Below are 16,084 nucleotides of genomic sequence, written 5' to 3'. Positions count from 1 at the left end.
CACCCGGTGGGGCCGCCGGCACGACGGCCCGGCGAGCCGATACCGCCCGCCGTCAGGCGGCGGGGCAGCGGGCGCCGGGCGGAGGGAGGACCAGGTCGACCAGATACCTGTCGACCGCGCCGACGGTGCAGGCGGTTCGCTGGTAGGTGCCGTGCCCCCAGCCCTCGTACGTGAGCAGCCGGCCGCGCCTGCCGAGCTGCGCGGCGACGTTCGTGGCCCACTCGTAGCCGGTGCGCGGATCGTGTAGCGCGTTGAGCAGCAGCAGCCTGGCGTCGCCGGTCACGCGCAGCTCGTGCGGGGGGTTGCGCACCGGCGTCGGCCAGCCGAGGCAGGTCCGCACGGCGAGCAGCCCGGCACCGTAGCGCACGTCCGGGGCGGCGGCCCGGGCGAGGCGCACCAGGGCGGCGTACTGCCGGTAGTCGCGCACGGGCGCGGGCCAGTCCGCGCAGAAGACGGCGGCGGCGACCGGCAGGCTCCTCGGCGGCGGCGCGACACCGCCGCGCAGGCCGTCGATCGCCTCCGCGAGGCCCGTCCAGTCCGGCCCGGCGAGCATGCCCATCGGGAGCGCGGCGACGTCGAAGGCGGTGTGCGGCGCGTACTCGCCCGCGTCGGCGCGGGCTAGCACGTCGGCCCAGACCGCCCGCACGTCGGTGCCGTGCAGCACGCAGTCGGTCGAGCGGCCGCACCACGCCACGAACTCGTCGAACGAGTCCTGCACCGCCGCCGCCTGCGACCGGACGAACGACGGCAGGTCGAGGCTGTGGTCGAAGACGCCCTCCAGCACGATCGCCCGGACCCGGTGCGGGTACCGCTGCGCGTACTGCTGGCCCAGCAACGTGCCGTACGAGCTGCCGTGGAAGGTCAACCGCGACTCGCCGAGCGCCCGCCGCAGCGCGTCGAGGTCGCGGACGGCGCTGAGGGTGTCGGCGTGGTCGAAGACCGGGCTGGTGGGGCGGCACCTCGCCCACAGCGCTCGGTTGTGGGCGACCGTCGCGTCGAAGTCGGCCTGGCTGCCCAGCAGCGGCGGCGGGGACGGCGGCACGGCGGGGCCCGGGGGACACTGCGGCGCGGCACTGCGCCGGACCCCCCGTGGGTCGAAACTGACGATGTCGAAACTGTCGAGCTGTTCGTCGCTGAACCGGTCCCCCCACCGGACCCGGTCCACGCCGGAGTTGCCCGGCCCGCCCGGACCGAACACCAGCGAGCCCACCCGGTGGGCCGGGTCGCGGGCCGGACGACGGGCCACCATCAGGTCGAACGTGGCACCGCGCGGCCGGGCCCAGTCCACCGGCAGCCGCAGCGCCGCGCAGGTCACCCGCGGGTCCGGCGGAAGTTTCGGGATGTCGTCGGGGCACGGCCCCCACGCCAACGGCGGCCCTCGATGCTCCGCCCCCGATGCCGCCGGCGCCGTGGTGGCGACGAGCGTCCCGGTCAGGATCACGGCGAGGCCGGCGGCAAGACTTCGGTACGACACAACGGCTCCCAAATGGTCGCGACGATTAGGCTGCGGGTGTCCATCGTCGAGGCGTATCGCGCCGGAAAGCCATCGGGGGGAGCCCGGAACTGCCCCCGGTGTTCACCGTCGCCGTGAAATGATCCAGGCAGGAGCAGCCGATGATCACCGATGCCACGCTCGTTCGCATCGGCGAGGCGGTGGAGTTGCACCACCATCAGGGGCAACGCGGGGCTGCTCGGGAGGTGTTCGCGCATATCTGGGACGAGATCGGCGGTGAGCGCGGCGACCCCCTGCACATCTGCGTCCTGGCGCACGCGATGGCCGACGTGCAGGACGACGTGCGGCAGGAACTGCTCTGGGACGAGCGCGCACTGGCGGCGGCCGCCCTGCTCACCGACGACCGGCTCGCCCAGGCGGGGGTGCCGATGACGGTGGCCGGCCTGTCGCCGTCGTTACAGCTCAACCTCGGCGAATGTCATCGCAGACTCGGTGATCTCGACCGGGCCCGCGAGTGCCTGGAGCGAGCGCGGGAAGGGATCGGCGCGCTCGGCGACGACCCGTACGGGCAGCTGATCAAGGACGGCCTGGAGCAGTTCGCGCAGCGGCTCGCCGACCCGGAGGCGGCCACCGCCGTCGAGACCACCCGCTAGCCAGTCACCGGGCCGGCCGGTTGGTCGCCGGCGGGATCGTCACCTCGAGCGCCCAGCAACGGTGCGGGCGGGCGCTCGCCGGGTCGGGAATGGACTCGCGGCCGCTCGGGTAGACATCGACAATGACGACCATGGGGAACAGTTCTCCCGATGAGGAGCGCGGGGCGCTCGTCGCGGGGGGCCGCCGCCGGGACGGCTGGCTGATCGCGGGCGTGCTCCTGGTGGTGGCCGTCGTGGCCGTGCTGGCCGTGCTGGCCGGCGAAGTGCTGGGCGGGGACGGCTGGCTCGCGGGGAAACGGCCATGGCTCGCCTTCCTGATCATGCTGGTCCCGCCGCTGCTCGGCGCTGTCGTCGCCCTCACCGTCGGCCGCCGGCTGCTGCGGCGGATGCCGCCGGCCGCAGCCGACCCGGAGACGATGCGCCGGGTGAAGCGGGCCCTGCGCGACGGGTCGACCGATGACCCGCGCGTCGACGCGCTCGCCCGCGACCAGGCCACCCGCATCCTCGCCCGCCGCTGGATGCCCTGGGTGAGCGTGCTGCTGCTGGCCGCTCAGCTGGCCTTTTTCTTCCTCGGCAGCGGGGATGCCGTGCAGAAGACGGTCGCGGGGGTGGGCGTGGTCTGCTGGGCCGGGCTGATCGTGGCGTTCTTGAGATCGCGGCGGCGGGCCCGCCGCTACCTGGCAGCCTGACGGCGGGGGAGGTCGGCGACGAGCGAGGTCAGTTGTTCTCCCGCCTCGACGGTGATGACGACTCGGGGCGAGCCACGCGTCGGGCGAGCAGGAACTCTGGTGGAGCGTGCCGCCCAGAGTGACGTGCCCCCCTGCCGTCATGGCGGGCGGTGATCCGCATTACGGCGGCGTACTCGTCGCCCCACGGGCCTTACGGTGGTTGAAACACCGAGGCGTTCTCTGCCGGTGGATAACGGATGATCAGTGTGGCGGTCATGATGCTGCATTATGGCCAGCGAATCGTAGACGTTCTTCGATCATGCTTCGATGGTCTCGACGCAACCGGACCGGTCCCCGCCGATGGGAAGGTGTTCCCACCGGCGGGGACCGGAATTGGAATCGGTCAGCAGCCGACCTTGCGGACGTAGCTCTTGGTTCCGTAGTAGAGCGCCGGGCTGGCGAACTGCACCTTGATGTCGCCACCGTTGCGCCGCTGCTCGTAGTGCAGGTGGGCGCCGGTGGAGTTGCCGCTGGTGCCCACGTTGCCGATGGTGGTGTTGTAGCCGACCTTTTGGCCGACCTTCACCTTGAAGGCGCTCAGGTGGGCGTAGTAGGTGGTGTATCCGCCCCCGTGGTTGATCCGGACGTACCGGCCGTAGCTGGTGTTGCCGAGGTTGGTGACCACGTCGACCGTGCCCGGCGCACTGGCCTTGACCGGGTCGCCCGCGTCGTTCGCCCGGTTGAAGTCGATCGCGTACTGCGGGCTGTGGCTGGACCGGGTCGTGCCCGACCAGGTCTGGCCGCACGGGAACGGCACCCGGAACGACGGCGCGGCCATGGCCGGCGAAGCCGGCACCAGCAGACCGGCCGCCACCAGGGCGCCAGCGCTCAGAAGACCCACCAGACGTGACCGCATAAAAACCTCCTACGACGAAGTATTTAGATTCATGATCGTGGCAGGAGGGCGTGAGGGTGTAAAGACTTCTGTCGATTTTGGCGGCACTTAATAGGGGTTAAGCGGCTAAGCCGCTGGTCAATGACTACCTGCTGCTACCCACCGCTGATAGGGGGTTAATGGGAATCTCTTTCATCTTGCGTCTCTTCTCGCGATACCCTGCGGCAAATAAAGGTCGAAGCGCTCGTTAGTGCGACGAAGGCGGATGAAGCGCTCCGTTCGGCTACAGTCGCTTGCGCATCTGAACGGCCGTGATTTCGTAGCCCATCCCCTCGTACAGCGCCCGAGCCCCGGTGTTCTGGCCGAACACGTTGAGGCCCACGGTCAGCACACCCGCCTCCCGGCACCACCGATCCACCGCCTGCAGGATGGCGCGGCCGTAACCGCTGCGCCGTAGTTCCTTCCGGACCTCCACGTCGTAGATGAAGGCATGCGGCCCGTCCGACTTCTGCTCGGTGTGCAGCCACAGCAGGCCGACGTCGAGGCCGTCGTCGTAGACGGTCCAGAAATGGTGTCCCCGCGTACGCAGGCCCTCGGGCAGCAACCGCCGGTAGTCCGCGGCTGCCTTCTCCTGCGCCTCCCGCAGGGGCAGCAGCCCGCTGGTGAAGATGCTCTGCGCGTAGTCGGCCTCGGCGGTCTCCCGGTAGCGGGTGTACTGGTCCTCGGTCATGGGTTCGAGTCGAACGTTCGGCATCCCGGCACTCTAAGGGCGAGACGATCCCGCTGCCCACTACGTTGTCGCTCGATGCGGCGGCCAGGCGCACTTGCTATCCGGCAGGCTCAGCTCGCGCGTCAAGGACGGGCACCTGCGGCTTGATCGACTGAGAGGAGGTGCTGTGCGCCCGGCAGGATTCGAACCTGCGGCCTTGGGATTAGAAGTCCCCTGCTCTATCCGCTGAGCTACGGGCGCGCGTCGTGGGTGTCGCGCCAAGAGGGTACCGCCGCACCTGCGGCGGCGGGTGCGACGGGGGCGGGCCGTCGCCGCCCGGTCAGGGGTGCGCGGGCCCCTCCCGTCCGGCGGTGGTCAGCTCTGCGTGGCCGCCTCCGCGCCCTGCTCGGCCGCGTCCACCCGCCGCGCGGCCGGCACGGGGGCGGAGGAAGCCGGGCCGGCGGGGGTCGGGCCGGCACCGAGGAAGGCCTCCGCCCACCGGCCGACCTCGGCGAAGACCTTCTCCCGTACGGCCGGGCCGGAGAGGGTCAGGTCGTGCATGCCGCCGTCGAAGCGGGCGAGGGTGACGTGCCGGCCGAGGCGGGGCGCCCAGCGGACCATGTGCTCGACGTCCAGGACGGCGTCGGCGAGCGCCGCCGAGTCGTGCCACTTCGAGCCCCGGAAGCTGCGGGTGGAGCAGGCCAGCAGCACCGGCACCTGGATGTCCAGGCCGGCGCGGAGCTGCCGCTGACCGGCGCGGACGGCGTTGAGCCAGCCGGCCCGCACGGGAAACCCGCCGAGCGGCTTCCACGCCAGGTCGTACGTCCACTCGCCGCGACGCTGGGTGTGCAGGCTCTCGCCGTACACGTTGCCGAGGCCGGCGGGGACGATGCGGCGCGGCGACCGGCGGGCCAGGCGGCAGACGGCCGCCGCGAGGGGTCTGCGCACCAACCAGGGGGCGTTGATGTCGAAGAAGGGGCTGTTGAGGACGAGCCCGTCGACGATGCCGGCGTCGCGGCGGGCGTGCGCCCAGAGCGAGGTGATCAGGCCGCCGGTGGAGTGGCCCATGACGAGCAGGGTGTCGTGGCTCTCGCCGTCCCGGATGATCTTCGCGGCGGCGTCCAGCTCGGGGAAGTAGTCACCGAGGTCGTGGCAGAAGTTCGGGGTCTGGTGCGCCAGCAGGCTGCGGCCGTACTTGCGCAGGTCGAGGGCGTAGAAGTCCCAGCCGCGCTCGGCGAAGAAGTCGGCCACGTGGGTCTGGAAGAAGTAGTCGACGAAGCCGTGCACGTAGAGCACGGCCCGGCCGGTGGGACGCTCGGCCCGCCGACGGACCAGCGTCGCGACCACCGGCCCCTCGTCGTCGGTGCCCAGGTCGATCGTCTGCCGCTCGTACGGCGGCCCCAGCACATCCGGTTCCACCCCGCGACCGTACGCCCGCGAAGCTACCGAGTGGTAGCCCGCAGCGGGAGGGTGGGGCGTAACCCACCCTCCCGCTGCGGGCGAAGTCGGGTCAGACGGTCTCGGTGTCGACGCGGGCGGCGGTGCCGTCGAGGTCGATCTCGTCCGGGGTCGCCTCGGCCTGGCCGGTGTCGCGCAGGTGCTTGTTGTTGCGGGGCTCCTGCTTGGTCTTGGAGTCGTTGAGCTTGCGGCGCAGGTCGTCACGCACGTCGTTGAGCGCGGCGTGCAGGTCCTCCTCCGAGGAGGTGGTGACGATCTTCTGCCGGCCGGCGATCCAGCACTCCAGGGTGACCTTCTGCCCCCGGGCCTCCCGGTCCTTCACCGACACCTCGATCTCGGTGGCGTCGGCGTGGAAGCCGGCCAGCCGGGCGTCGAGGGTGGCGAACTGCTCGGCGATCCAGTTCCGGTCGCCCTGGGAGAACCCGGCGCCGACCCGCAGGCACTCAGCCACGGTCGCGGGGTTCGCCACGGCGCTCATCGGCGGGCCTCGCCGTCGATGCGGACGGAACCGGTGGTACGGAATCGGCAGGAAGTCATCTTCCGTGGCCCTTCTGATCGGACGGCGTGCCGCCTGTCGTGAGCCGGCCTGCCGTCGGTGGTGCTCGCTTGATCACTGCTGTACCCAGTCCCGGTCCGTCCGGAAACGCCTCCGTCACGGCCGGCGCTCCCCGTCGGTCGCGGCGACGCCGGGACCTGGGGGTACGGGTACGGGCGGGGGCCAGTTGCGCAGCAGGGCGTCGAGTGCGTCCAGCACCCGTGACCAGGTCTGCTCGGTGTCGGGGGCGCTGTGGCTGAACCCGCCCCCCAGTTCGAGGCTGACGTAGCCGTGGAAGACGCTGCCGAGCAGCCGTACCGCATGCGTCTGGTCCGGCTCGGTCAGGTCGTAGCCGCGCAGCAGCGCGCGGGTCATCCGGGCGTGCCGGCCGCCGGCGCTGGCCGCCGCCGTCTGCGCGTCGAGCCGGAACTGGGTCGCGGCGTACCGGCCGGGGTGCTCCCGGGCGTAGTCGCGGTAGACGTTGGCCAGGGCGGTCAGGGCGTCCTTGCCGGCCCGCCCGGCCAGGGCGTCGGCGGCCCGGTCGGCCAGCTCCTCCAGGGCGAGCAGGGCGATCCTGGTCTTCAGGTCGTGGGAGTTCAACAAGTGCGAGTAGAGGCTGGCGACCCGGACGTCGAAGCGCCGGGCGAGCGCCGAGACGGTGACCTGCTCGAAGCCGACCTCGTCGGCGAGTTCCGCCCCCGCGCGGGTCAGGCGCTCCGGGGTCAGTCCTGCGCGTGCCATCTTCCTCCCTTCCGTAGGTGTAGCTCATTATGCATTTGCCTAATACCTTTAGGGAAATTAGCGTGCCCACTATGAAGCCCCTGACCGAGCAAGAGCTCCGCAGCTCCTTCGTCAACTGCACCAAGGGCCAGACCAAGCGCCTGCACGTCCCCCGCGACCTGGCCGAACGCCCCTGGGACGACCTGGACTACCTGGGCTGGCGGGATCCGCAGGCCCCCGACCGGGGCTACCTCGTCATCGAGCTGGACGGCCGGCTTACCGGCCTCGCGCTGCGCTGCACCACCCCCACCCCCGGGCAGGCCCGGCGCGGCATGTGCTCGATGTGCCTGACCACCCACAGCGGCGGCGTGGCCCTGATGGTCGCTCCGAAGGCGGGCAAGGCCGGGCAGCAGGGCAACTCCGTGGGCACGTACATCTGCGGTGACCTCGCCTGCTCCCTGTACGTGCGGGGCAAGAAGAGCACGGGTGCCGGTGGGCGGCTGCCCGAGTCGCTGTCGGTGGAGGAGAAGATCCAGCGGACCGTGGCGAACGTCGCTGCCTTCGTGGCGAAGGTGACCGCCTGACCCCCGGGCGCTCGACGGCCTCCCACCTGCCGTTCAGTGCGCCGTCACCCCGTTGTCGGCCGTGCGGCCATAGCACGCCGCGCCCTTGATCAGGTCGTTGTCCACAGGCCCCCTCGTTGTCCACAGCTCGGGGTCGGGCGATGGCGGGGAAGCGCCGGGGCGGCCAGGCTCGGCGGCGAGTCGACTCACCACCGCAAGCCCGGATCTCCCTGGAGGGGCGATGTACGACACGCACATAACGATCATCGGGAACGTCTTGACCGCGCCGGAGTGGCGGCGCACCGCCCAGAGCAACACCCTGGTGGCCAACTTCAAGGTCGCCTCCACCGCCCGCCGGCTCAACCGGGACAGCGGCCGGTGGGTAGACGGAAACAGCCTTCGCGTCCGGGTGAATTGTTGGCGGAAGCTGGCCGAGGGGGTCGCCTCCTCGGTGATGGTCGGCGACCCGGTCGTGGTCGCCGGCCGCCTCTACACCCGGGACTGGACCGACGAGGCCGGCAACCACCGGACCCTCTACGAGCTGGAGGCCGTCACCGTCGGGCACGACCTGTCCCGAGGGCGGGGGCGGTTCCTGCGCAACCGGCCGACCATGGCCATCAGCGCGGTCGAGGACGCGGAGGCGGAGAACCGGGTGCACGGGGAGCCCACCGAGCGGATCCCGCTGGACCAGGCCCCCGCCTCGCCCGCCGACCGCCCCGTCGACGAGGACTTCGAGTCGGGCGGCTTCGACCCGTCGCCCGCCGGGCGGTACGCGACGGGCCGCCCGGACTTCGAGGACCTGGCGCCGGTCCCCTTCGGCGACCGGCCGGGCCTCACCGCCGACGGTGACGACCGGCTCGACCCCGCCGACGACGGCGAGGACTCCGACGACTCCGACGACGACGAGCTGACGGGGCTGCGCCTCATGGGCGTCGAGCTCGCCCCGTTGCCCGACGGCGCCGGGCCCTCCGGCGACATCACCCGGGCCGGCGAGGCCGACCCGTCGGCCGAGGACGGTCACGACGGCCCGGGCCCATCCGGTGCGGAGCCGGCCGACCCGGAGCTGCCCGGCGCGGGGTCGGGCGGCGCGGGGTCGGGCGGCCCGACGCCCGGTCGCCGGGGCCGGCGGGGCGGCGGGCGGGTCCCGGTCTCCGCCTGACGACCGGCTGGCTGCCCGCCTGACGAGCGGTGAGCGGCGCGCGACGGGCTGACACGGGGCAGCCTGTCGCGCGACCGTTCGCGGCGGTGCGCTGGGCGCGGGGCGGGGAACCCGCCATCGGGTCCTTCCGGGGCGGTTACGCTGCCGGCCGGAGGTGATGGCAGGTGCGGCAGTCCGTCGCCGTGGCCAACGCGGCAGGCCTGGTGGCCGGGTACGCCCTGGACTCGCTCCTCGGTGACCCCCGGCGCGGGCATCCCGTGGCCGGCTTCGGCCGGGCCGCCGGGGCGCTGGAGCGGCGCATCTACCGGCCGGACCGGGCCGCCGGGGTGCTGTTCACCGCGCTCGCCGTGGGGGTGCCGGTGCTGGTCGGCGCGGCGGCGACGGTGGCCACCCGGCGCCGGCCGGTCGGCCGGGCCGTGCTGATGGCCGCCGCCACCTGGACGGTGCTCGGCGGCCGTACCCTGCGCCACGAGGCGCAGGTGATGGGCGCGGCGTTGAGCGGCGGGGACCTGCCGGCTGCCCGCCGCCGCCTCGGGCACCTGTGCGGGCGGGACCCGTCGACCCTCGACGAGCCGGAGCTGGCCCGCGCCACCGTCGAGTCGGTCGCCGAGAACACCTCGGACGCGGTGGTCGCACCGCTGCTGTGGGGGGCGCTGGCCGGTCTGCCCGGACTGCTCGGCTACCGCGCGGCCAACACGCTGGACGCGATGGTCGGTCACCGGTCGTCCCGGTACGCCCGCTTCGGCAGCCCGGCGGCCCGCCTCGACGACCTGCTGAACCTCCTCCCGGCCCGGCTGACCGGGTTGCTCACCGTCGCCGTGGCCCCGGTGGCGGACGGGGATCGGGGGCGGGCCTGGCGGGTGTGGCTGCGCGACCGCAACGACCATCCGAGCCCGAACGCCGGGCAGTGCGAGGCGGCGATGGCCGGGGCCCTCGGGGTACGGCTCGGCGGGCGCAACGTCTACTTCGGGCGGTCGGAGGTGCGGCCGTACCTCGGCGACGGGCCCCGCCCCGAGGCGCGGCACCTGAAGCGGGCCGCCCGGATCTGTGGCGCGGTTGGGCTGGCCGCGCTCGGGATCTGCGCCGCCTACCCGGCGACCGTGGGGCGGCTCAGGGTGGGGAAGGATGACGGGCCGAGCAGCCGGGCCGCCGAGCGCCGGTGAACGTGACGTGTCGCACATGTCCGGACAATCCCAGGCCGGCGGCCCCGGCCCCGTCGCGCGGCCGTCGCGGAGCCGTGCGGGGCGCACGCGCTCGTTAGGCTGCGCCGATGATCTTCAACCGCAGGGCGAAGCTGGCGGACCGGATCGCCGACGTCGAGGCGGCCGTACGCGGGCGTGACGGCGCCGCGATCACCCGGGCGGTGCCGCGGGTCTGGCAGGCCGCGCAGCAGGCGACCGTCGCGGAGCTGAACGAGGCGCTGCCCCGGTGCGCGGCGCTCCTGCCGACGCTCGGCACCGCCGTGGGTGGCCAGTTCTCCGTGCTCTGCGGCGCGCTGGTGGAGCTGGGCGCCCGGGGTGACCCCCTGCTCGCCCCGGTGGCCGACGGGCTCGCCGGCGCGCTCGCGGCCGCCGACCGCTTCCGCCGGGGCTGGCAGCGGGTACGCGGTGACCAGGAACTGCCCGACCCCGACGATCGCAGCTGCCTGGACGCGGCGCATGCCGCGCTCACCCAGGCGTACGCCGACGAGCGGGACGCCCTCGACGCCGTCGCGGGCTGGTACGCGGTCGGCACCTGGGCCATGCCCGCGATCACCCTGTTGCAGCAGTCCGCGCTGGTCCGGGCGACCTTTCCGCACCGGGAGCGGCTGCTGGCGCTCGGGGCGGAACTGGCCGGGCAGCGCACCGACCTGGAGTGCGTCCTCGGGCTGTTGCGGGTCCTCGACGGCGAGCCGCTGCTGGTGCTGCACCGGCCGACCGGCCGGGGCTGGCGGGTCGACATCGACGGCGTCGCCGACAACTTCCAACTGCACACCCTGCTGGCGGGGGCGCTCTGCGGGCCGGCCGAGCAGGGGCTGATCGAGGGGCCGACCGTCGACCCGTCCTGGGTCGAGGTGGCCACCGACGCGCCCGAGGAGCGCTTCGGCGGCACGGTCGTCGGCTGCTTCGACCTGGTCGACGGGCACGGCAAGTGGATCTGGGACGAGGGCGCACCGGCGGACATCCCGCTCTTCGACGACGCCCGCGTCGTGGTCCTGGACCCGCCGTCGTACCAGCGGAGCTGGAACAACATTCGACGATTCCCGCTGATGCCGGCGGCGCTGACCGTGACGGCGACGCTCACCCCGGCCGAGGCGACCGAGTGGCTGGCCCGGGTGGCCCCGCCCGCCGGAGCGCCCGGCCGTGTGAGCGCGGGATCCCGGCACCCGAACGCCTGAGCGCCGGGTGGCCCGCCGGAGCGGGACCGGCCTCAGCAGGGACGGGTCAGTAGCGGATGTCGGCGGGGCGGTCGGACATCGGCAGCCCGGCCTCCCGCCACGCCTGCACGCCGCCGATCATGTCGGTGGCGCGGTGCAGGCCGAGGGTGCGCAGGCTGGCCACGGCAAGACTGGAGCTGTAGCCCTGCCGGCACACCACCACGATCTCCCGGTCGTAGCCGGTGGCCTCGGGAATGCGCCAGTCGCTGGCCGGGTCCAGCCGCCATTCCAGCACCGTCCGGTCGATGACGACCGCGCCGGGCAGCTCGCCCTGGTCCCGGCGCTGCACGTCGCTACGGGTGTCGACGAGCAGCGCGCCGAGGCGTACCGCCTCGACCGTCTCATGTGGGGTCAGCCGGCGGACCCCGGAGCGGGCCTGTTCCAGCAGGGCGTCAATGCCCGGGCTCATCACGTTGTGGCGCACCGCACGATCATGCCCACCGACCGGCCGCCCTGGGTGGCGAAACGGGTTCGGTTCGACCGGACGACGTACCCGCCGACGCACCCGCTAGCGTCGGATCCGTGGTGGTGCCGGTCGTCGAGACGTACGCGGAGCTGGGCCGGCGGGTGCTGGCCGGCCCGGCGCGGTTGGGGCGTACCCGGCTGGTGGCGGTCGACGGGCCGAGCGGCGCGGGGAAGAGCGTCTTCGCCGCCCGCCTCGCGGACGCCCTCGCCGCGCTTCCCGGCGGCGGGCGACCGCCGCTGGTGCACACCGACGACCTGCTCGACGGCTGGGACGACCAGCTCACCTTCTGGCCCCGCCTCGAGGAGCAGGTGCTGACGCCGGTGCGGGCGGGCCGTTCCGGGGCGTACCGGCGGTACAGCTGGCACCGCCGGGCCTTCCTGCCGCGCCCGGTGCCGGTGCCGGCCGCCCCGGTGCTGCTCGTCGAGGGGGTCAGCGCCGCGCGGGCCGTCGTCCGGCCGGAGCTGACCCTGTCGGTGCTGGTCACCGCGCCCGCCGCGCTGCGGCTGCGCCGGGCGGTCGCCCGGGACGGGCCGGGCATCGGGGCGGAGCTGCGGCGCTGGCACGTCGGGGAGCGGGCGCACTTCGCCGCCGACGACACGGCCGCCGCCGTGGACCTGGTGGTCGACGGCGCACCGACCGCGCCGCACGACCCCCGCACGGAGTACGTCCGCCTGCGCTGAGGCCGGTGCCATGCCGCGGTGGGCCGGCGTGCGGCGGTGGCCCGAGGTGCTTTGGTGGCCCGAGGTGCTTCGGTGGCCCGAGGCGTGGCGGTGGGCGGACGTGCGGCGGTGGCCCGATGTGCCGAGGCCGCCGGGCGCGCCGCGGCGGCTCGGCGGGGTGGCCGGGTGGGCTCGGGCGGCCGGTGCGGGTAAGGCCGGCATACGATGCCGGTCATGACGCCACCGATCATGTCCGACGCCGAGGTGAGAGCCGCCGTCGAGCGGGAACTGCCCGGAGTCCGGGCCGATTTGGAAAGACTCGTCCGCATTCCCGGCATCGCCTTCGAGGGCTTCGACCACTCGCACGTCGAGCGCTCCGCCGAGGCGGTGGCGGAGTTGCTGCGCGGCTGCGACCTCGACGTGCGGATCGTGCGCTCCGGCGGGCAGCCCGCGGTGCTCGGGACGAGGGCCGCCCCGCCCGGCGCCCCGACGGTGCTGCTCTACGCCCACCACGACGTGCAGCCGGTCGGCGACCTGTCGCTGTGGGAGTCCGACCCGTTCGAGCCGGTCGAGCGCGACGGCCGGCTCTACGGCCGGGGCGCGGCCGACGACAAGGCCGGGATCATGGCCCACGTCGCGGCGCTGCGCGCCTTCGGCGACCGGCTCCCGGTCGGCGTGGTCCTCTTCATCGAGGGCGAGGAGGAGTACGGCTCGGACTCGCTGGAGCGGCTGCTGGCCGAGTACCGCGACGAGCTCGCCTCGGACGTCATCGTGATCGCCGACTCCGGCAACTGGGACATCGGCGTGCCGGCGCTGACCACCTCGCTGCGCGGCATCATCAACTTCTTCGTCGAGGTGCGCACCCTGGACCACCCCGTGCACAGCGGCATGTACGGCGGCGCGGTGCCGGACGCGCTGACCGCGTTGGCCCGGCTGCTGGCCACCCTGCACGACGACGCCGGCGACGTGGCCGTCGGCGGGCTGGTCGGGCGCGAGGGGGCGGCCGTGGACTACCCGCAGGAGCGGTTCCGGGCCGAGGCCGGGCTGGCCGAGGGCGTCTCGCTCATCGGCACCGGCCGGATCACCGACCGGATCTGGACCAAGCCGGCGCTGGCGGTGCTCGGCATCGACGCCCCGGCCACCGGGGAGGCGCCCAACGCCCTGGTCCCGGCCGCAAAGGCCAAGCTCAGCGTACGGCTGGGGCCGGGCGACGAGCCGAAGCGGGCGTACGCGGCGCTGCGCGAGCACCTGACCAAACACGCGCCGTGGGGTGCCCAGGTGACGGTGACCTTCGAGCACGACGGCGCGCCCTGCGTCATCGACGCCACCGGGCCGATGTTCGACGCGGCCCGCGACGCCTTCCGCACGGCCTGGGACGGCACCGCCCCGGTGGACATCGGCATCGGCGGCTCGATCCCGTTCATCGCCACCTTCCAGGAGATGTTCCCGCAGGCCGCGATCCTGGTCACCGGGGTCGAGGACCCGCACGCCCGCGCGCACGGCCCGAACGAGAGCCTGCACCTGGGGGAGTTCGCCCGGGTCTGCCGGGCCGAGGCGTTGCTGCTGGCCAGGGTGGCTGCCGTCGGTGCGGCCGGGGGCAGATGACGAAACCGTAACGCCGCCGCTCATCGGGGTGTCTTCGGCGTGTCGGGCACCACATTGTTATAGCCTTTCGAACATGAGTACGAACGAGGTGATGACCCGGCTGGAGGCCGCCGTCAGCGCTCTGGGGGACGTGGACGTCTCCGCGTGGTCCGAGGACACGCTCAAGGAACGGATCGGCGATCTCTCCAGCGCCTTGGTCGCGCTCGACGCGGTGCTCGCCCGGGTCGCCGACGAGGTGCGCGCCCGGGGCCTGCGCATCGAGGAGCCCGTCTCGGCCTGAACGGGCCCGAGATCCCGGTCCCGGCGCGGGGGGTGTCGGGGCCGTGGTCCGGGTGCCCCGGCGGGTGCCCGGACCGGAGGCGACGCGGCGGACGGAAGCGGCAACTTCCGCAGCCGACCGCGTGTCCCCAGCGGTGTCGGGGGTGGCTGGCAGGATGGGAAGCGTGCGGTTCCTGGACCTGGCGGCCACCTCCGCCGCCGTGAGCGCCACCAGCGGCCGGCGGGCCAAGGTGGAGCTTTTGGCTGCGGCGCTACGGTCGCTCGACCCGGCGGAGGTCGCGGCCGGTGCCGGCTGGCTCGCCGGCGAGCTGCGGCAACGCCAGACCGGAGTGGGCTGGGCCGGCCTGCGCGATCTGCCCCCGCCGGCCCCCGCAGCGACCCTGACCGTCGCGGCGGTCGACGCCGCCATCGACGAGCTCGCGGCGGTGCGCGGTCCCGGTTCCCAGGCCCGCCGTCGGGTGCTGCTGCACGCCCTCTTCGCCTCGGCCACCGCCGACGAGCAGCGCCTGCTGCGCGGGCTGTTCAGCGGGGAGCTGCGCCAGGGCGCCCAGGCGGGGCTGCTGGCCGACGCGGTGGCCCGCGCCGCCGACGTCCCGCTGACCGCCGTCCGCCGGGCCCTGCTGCTCGCCGGTGACCTGCGGGCGGTCGCGGTCGCCGCCCGGCGTGGCGGCGCGGCGGCGCTGGCCGAGTTCGGGCTCCGGGTCGGCCGACCGCTCGCCCCGATGCTGGCCTCCAGTGCCGCCACGGTCGACGAGGCGCTGGCCGCGACGGGCGTCCCCGCCGTGGTCGACGTGAAGCTCGACGGCATCCGCATCCAGGTGCACCGCTCGGGCGCCGACATCGCCGTGTTCACCCGCAGCCTCGACGAGATCACCGCCCGGGTCCCCGAGGTGGTCGCCGCCGTCCGGGCGCTGCCCGCCCGCGAGCTGGTGCTCGACGGCGAGGCGATCGGCCTCGACCAGACGGGCCGGCCGGTGCCGTTCCAGCAGACGTCCAGCCGGGCCGCCCGCCGGGCCACCACCGGCGGCACCGGCCCGGCCCCCGTCGCCCCGGCCGTGCGCGCCGCCGATGCCGTGGGCGCGGGCGTGCTCACGCCGTACTTCTTCGACCTGCTGCACCTCGACGGGGAGGACCTGATCGACCGGCCCGGCCGGCAGCGTTGGGCGGCGCTGGCCGGCGCGCTCGACCCGGCGCTGCTGGTCGGGCGGGTCGAGGTCGACGGCGCGCAGCCGGCGGGGGCGGCCTTCGCCGCCGCCCTGGCCGCCGGCCAGGAGGGGGTGGTGGTCAAGGCGCTCGACGCCCCCTACGACGCCGGCCGGCGCGGCGCGGCCTGGGTGAAGGTGAAGCCCCGACACACCCTCGACCTGGTGGTTCTCGCGGTGGAGTGGGGCAGCGGCCGACGCAGCGGCTGGCTGTCGAACCTGCACCTCGGCGCGCGGGACCCGCGCGCCGGCGGCTTCGTGATGCTCGGCAAGACGTTCAAGGGCCTCACCGACGAGGTGCTGCGCTGGCAGACCGAGCGGTTCCTCGACCTCGCCGTGGCCCGGGACGACCGGGTGGTCCGGGTCCGCCCCGAGCAGGTGGTGGAGATCGCCTTCGACGGCGTGCAGACCAGCTCCCGATATCCGGGCGGGATGGCGCTGCGCTTCGCCCGGGTGGTGCGCTACCGCAGCGACAAGACTGCCGCCGAGGCGGACACGATCGACGCCGTCCGGGCCGTCCACGCGGGCCACCGCGCCTGACCGTGTGGGCCGGCATGGACGGCACCGCCCGTGATCGTGCGCCGGGTTCCGCGCCGACCGCGACGGGGCCACCGGGTCACTGGGTCACTGGGCCACTGGATCAC

17 protein-coding genes and 1 tRNA gene are annotated in these 16,084 nt (G+C 73.9%); 10 read left to right on the top strand and 8 right to left on the bottom strand.

The genetic code is table 11. The features are described from left to right. Positions 1–52 precede the first annotated feature (52 nt). The gene (locus ACLQ2V_RS18920) at positions 53–1,474 is read right to left on the bottom strand and encodes an alpha/beta hydrolase (RefSeq protein ID WP_425719837.1); all 1,422 of its coding nucleotides are present in this window, start codon (positions 1,472–1,474) and stop codon (positions 53–55) included. A 140-nt stretch (positions 1,475–1,614) separates the two neighbouring features. Between ACLQ2V_RS18920 and ACLQ2V_RS18915 the strand changes: the two genes are divergently transcribed. Both ACLQ2V_RS18915 and ACLQ2V_RS18910 read left to right on the top strand, forming a co-directional pair. Then, a complete protein-coding gene (locus ACLQ2V_RS18915) occupies positions 1,615–2,106 on the top strand; it encodes a tetratricopeptide repeat protein (RefSeq protein ID WP_425719836.1) in 492 nt (163 codons plus the stop codon). A 131-nt stretch (positions 2,107–2,237) separates the two neighbouring features. Then, entirely contained in the window at positions 2,238–2,795 is a 558-nt protein-coding gene (locus ACLQ2V_RS18910) for a hypothetical protein (protein WP_425719835.1), read from the top strand. Positions 2,796–3,177: 382 nt separating this feature from the next. Here ACLQ2V_RS18910 and ACLQ2V_RS18905 read toward each other — a convergent pair whose 3' ends face one another. The 6 genes from ACLQ2V_RS18905 to ACLQ2V_RS18880 all read right to left on the bottom strand — a co-directional run bounded on the left by ACLQ2V_RS18905 (position 3,178) and on the right by ACLQ2V_RS18880 (position 7,112). Next, positions 3,178–3,690, bottom strand: coding sequence for a M23 family metallopeptidase (locus ACLQ2V_RS18905; protein ID WP_425719834.1), 513 nt, complete (start codon positions 3,688–3,690; stop codon positions 3,178–3,180). Positions 3,691–3,952: 262 nt separating this feature from the next. Further along, positions 3,953–4,423, bottom strand: coding sequence for a GNAT family N-acetyltransferase (locus ACLQ2V_RS18900; RefSeq protein WP_425719833.1), 471 nt, complete (start codon positions 4,421–4,423; stop codon positions 3,953–3,955). 143 nt (positions 4,424–4,566) lie between these two features. Next, positions 4,567–4,639 (bottom strand) — tRNA-Arg (locus ACLQ2V_RS18895). A gap of 114 nt (positions 4,640–4,753) precedes the next feature. Next, the gene (locus ACLQ2V_RS18890; protein ID WP_425719832.1) at positions 4,754–5,797 is read right to left on the bottom strand and encodes an alpha/beta hydrolase; all 1,044 of its coding nucleotides are present in this window, start codon (positions 5,795–5,797) and stop codon (positions 4,754–4,756) included. Positions 5,798–5,888: 91 nt separating this feature from the next. Continuing rightward, a complete protein-coding gene (locus ACLQ2V_RS18885; RefSeq protein WP_425719831.1) occupies positions 5,889–6,314 on the bottom strand; it encodes an HPF/RaiA family ribosome-associated protein in 426 nt (141 codons plus the stop codon). Positions 6,315–6,488: 174 nt separating this feature from the next. After that, entirely contained in the window at positions 6,489–7,112 is a 624-nt protein-coding gene (locus tag ACLQ2V_RS18880) for a TetR/AcrR family transcriptional regulator (RefSeq protein WP_425719830.1), read from the bottom strand. A 71-nt stretch (positions 7,113–7,183) separates the two neighbouring features. Between ACLQ2V_RS18880 and ACLQ2V_RS18875 the strand changes: the two genes are divergently transcribed. The 4 genes from ACLQ2V_RS18875 (at position 7,184) to ACLQ2V_RS18860 (ending at position 11,190) form a co-directional block, all read left to right on the top strand. Next, on the top strand, positions 7,184–7,675 hold the full coding sequence (locus ACLQ2V_RS18875; RefSeq protein ID WP_425719829.1) for an FBP domain-containing protein: 492 nt from the start codon (positions 7,184–7,186) through the stop codon (positions 7,673–7,675). A 220-nt stretch (positions 7,676–7,895) separates the two neighbouring features. Then, on the top strand, positions 7,896–8,813 hold the full coding sequence (locus tag ACLQ2V_RS18870; protein ID WP_425719828.1) for a single-stranded DNA-binding protein: 918 nt from the start codon (positions 7,896–7,898) through the stop codon (positions 8,811–8,813). Between the two features lie 164 nt (positions 8,814–8,977). Continuing rightward, the gene (locus ACLQ2V_RS18865) at positions 8,978–9,976 is read left to right on the top strand and encodes a cobalamin biosynthesis protein (RefSeq protein ID WP_425719827.1); all 999 of its coding nucleotides are present in this window, start codon (positions 8,978–8,980) and stop codon (positions 9,974–9,976) included. 107 nt (positions 9,977–10,083) lie between these two features. Beyond that, complete coding sequence (locus ACLQ2V_RS18860; protein WP_425719826.1) at positions 10,084–11,190, top strand: hypothetical protein; 1,107 nt, start codon at positions 10,084–10,086, stop codon at positions 11,188–11,190. 46 nt (positions 11,191–11,236) lie between these two features. Here ACLQ2V_RS18860 and ACLQ2V_RS18855 read toward each other — a convergent pair whose 3' ends face one another. Further along, positions 11,237–11,638, bottom strand: a complete 402-nt coding sequence (locus tag ACLQ2V_RS18855; RefSeq protein WP_425719825.1) for a rhodanese-like domain-containing protein — start codon at positions 11,636–11,638, stop codon at positions 11,237–11,239. 44 nt (positions 11,639–11,682) lie between these two features. Between ACLQ2V_RS18855 and ACLQ2V_RS18850 the strand changes: the two genes are divergently transcribed. From ACLQ2V_RS18850 to ACLQ2V_RS18835, 4 genes are all read left to right on the top strand, one after another. Continuing rightward, positions 11,683–12,375, top strand: coding sequence for a uridine kinase family protein (locus ACLQ2V_RS18850; protein ID WP_425719935.1), 693 nt, complete (start codon positions 11,683–11,685; stop codon positions 12,373–12,375). A gap of 228 nt (positions 12,376–12,603) precedes the next feature. After that, the gene (locus ACLQ2V_RS18845) at positions 12,604–13,959 is read left to right on the top strand and encodes a dipeptidase (protein WP_425719934.1); all 1,356 of its coding nucleotides are present in this window, start codon (positions 12,604–12,606) and stop codon (positions 13,957–13,959) included. A 73-nt stretch (positions 13,960–14,032) separates the two neighbouring features. Further along, positions 14,033–14,239, top strand: coding sequence for a hypothetical protein (locus ACLQ2V_RS18840; protein WP_425719824.1), 207 nt, complete (start codon positions 14,033–14,035; stop codon positions 14,237–14,239). Positions 14,240–14,393: 154 nt separating this feature from the next. After that, entirely contained in the window at positions 14,394–15,980 is a 1,587-nt protein-coding gene (locus ACLQ2V_RS18835) for an ATP-dependent DNA ligase (protein WP_425719823.1), read from the top strand. Positions 15,981–16,084 lie beyond the last annotated feature (104 nt).

Origin of the sequence: Micromonospora sp. DT233 (assembly GCF_049841815.1) — a bacterium.
GTDB lineage: Bacteria > Actinomycetota > Actinomycetes > Mycobacteriales > Micromonosporaceae > Micromonospora.
Note: the sequence above shows the minus strand (reverse complement) of the source record. Positions and strands in the feature narration are given on the sequence as shown.